2 protein-coding genes are annotated in these 1901 nt (G+C 72.0%); both read right to left on the reverse strand.

Features of this window, described 5'->3' with window-relative positions; all coding sequences use genetic code 11:
* Positions 1 to 11 precede the first annotated feature (11 nt).
* A complete protein-coding gene (locus tag G3N98_RS40290) occupies positions 12 to 209 on the reverse strand; it encodes a hypothetical protein (RefSeq protein ID WP_206151109.1) in 198 nt (65 codons plus the stop codon).
* 74 nt (positions 210 to 283) lie between these two features.
* The coding region (locus tag G3N98_RS39115) for a glycosyltransferase (protein WP_206151110.1) at positions 284 to 1901 on the reverse strand (1618 nt) is incomplete at its 5' end.

Below are 1901 nucleotides of genomic sequence, written 5' to 3' on the forward strand. Positions count from 1 at the left end.
GTGACTGGAATTCAGGCTTGTGCTCTTCCGATCTCCGGCACCGTGTGGGCCGCGCATTCGAACGTGCTGATGGCGCCGCCGCCCGTTGCCTTGCAAACCGGCGGGTCGAGCGGTTCGTTCGACTCGGGCGCCGGAGACAGCAGCAGTTCCAGCTCGTGCAGTTCGTCGAGCTCATGCAGCTCGAGCAGTTGCGGCGGCTGTTCGAGCACCTGAGCACAGCGCGCGCTGCCGGGATAGCGCGCCGGGCCGCCAGCGTCAGGCAGGCGGCACGGCGCGCGCCGAACTACGCGATCGCGGCATCGGCGGGCGTGCGTGCCTGCGCGGCACGCCCGTCGCCCGCCTCGACGATCAGCGTCCAGTCGAACGCCGGCAGTGCGCAGAGCTGCTCGACGGTGGCCGTGTACTCGTGCGCGGGCGCGTGCAGGTAGCGCACCTTGTCGGTCCATTCGGGCAGCGGCGCCTGCGACGTGGTCACCACGACCGCCAGCAGATCCTGTTCCGGCCGCCGTGCGATGTCCTGCAGGCTCAGCCGGACCTGGTCGAGGTCGCCCACGGCGTCCAGGATCAGCGCGCCGGGGATCGGCGCATCGGGGCGGGCGGGCAGGTTGCCGATCGCGCCTTTGTCGATGCACTGCTGATACACATGGCGATAGCGCGGCAGCGCCTGCTGCAGCGCGTGATGCTTGCGGACCTTCGCCTGCGCCGTGCGCGCGAGCCCGCGGCGCAGCGCCGGGTGCGCGATCAGCCGCTCGAGCGCGTCGACCCAGGCCTGCGGCGCATCCGGGACCAGCAGGCCGTCGCAGCCGTCGTGCAGCGCGAAGCGATAGGCGGGCCGGTCGCTGACGATCGACGCGATGCCGGCCGCCGCGTATTCCTGCCACTGGATCGTGCTCGTGCCGGCGTTGTAGTCGTGGTCGGCGAGCGGCAGCAGCGCGATGTCCCAGCGCCGTTCCGGCAGGCGTTGCGCGTGCGCGTCGTAGTCGTGAAGCTCGGGCTCGCACCCGGCGGCCGGGTGGCCGGCCCAGCCCGGCGGGACGTCCGCGCCGACGAAACTCACCCGGACCTTGCCGGGATGGCGCGCGCAGATCGCCTGCAGCGCCGCGTCGACGAGCGCGAAGTTGTCGGCGCGCAGCGACGCGCCGGCGATGCCGATCGTCACGCAGTCGTCGCCGCGCGCCGTCACGGGGCGGTAGAACCGGTCGAAGTCCACGCTGTCGGGCAGCACGTGAACGCGCGGGTGCGACAGCCGGTAGCGGCTGGCGATGAACGGCGTGGATACGATCACGGCGTCCGCGTTGCGCAGCACGAGCTCGATCCCCGCGCGGGCCATCCCGCCTTGCGCGGCGAGCGGATGCGCGGCCGGCAGGTCGGTCAGCAGGTCGTCGGTCTCGTAGATCACCGGCTTTTCATGCTTGAAGATCGTATACAGGTCGTTGCCCGTCAGCATGCCGGGCGCCAGCCGGTGCAGCAGGATGGCGTCGGCCGTGGCCAGCACGCTGCTGTCGAGCTGGCCGTCCCGGAAGCCCGGGACGAGTTCCCATTCTTCGTTCAGCAGACCGAACGGCAGCGTGAGGCGAATTCGCGACGACGCGCATGCGTCCGGATCGATCGAATACACGACCAGGCGCTTGCCGCGCGGTGCGGCGTCCGCAGTTGCGGCGACGGGCGCCAGCGTCCGGTTCTCCGCCAGCAGCCGCGCGTACAGCGCACCGTGGCGGGCGGCGTTGCGGCCGATGTCGTGCTGCGCGCGGATCGCATCCTGCGCGGCCGCGGCGAGCTGCGCGCGGGTGTGCGGATGCCCGATCAGGTGCGCGATCGCGTCGACCCACGCGTCGGCGGTGTCGGCGACGAGCCAGGCCGTGCTGCCGTGGACAACCGGGCCGCCTTGCGCCGGCGTGGCG

It is taken from the genome of Burkholderia sp. Tr-20390 (genome assembly GCF_017104595.1).
Classification (GTDB): domain Bacteria; phylum Pseudomonadota; class Gammaproteobacteria; order Burkholderiales; family Burkholderiaceae; genus Burkholderia.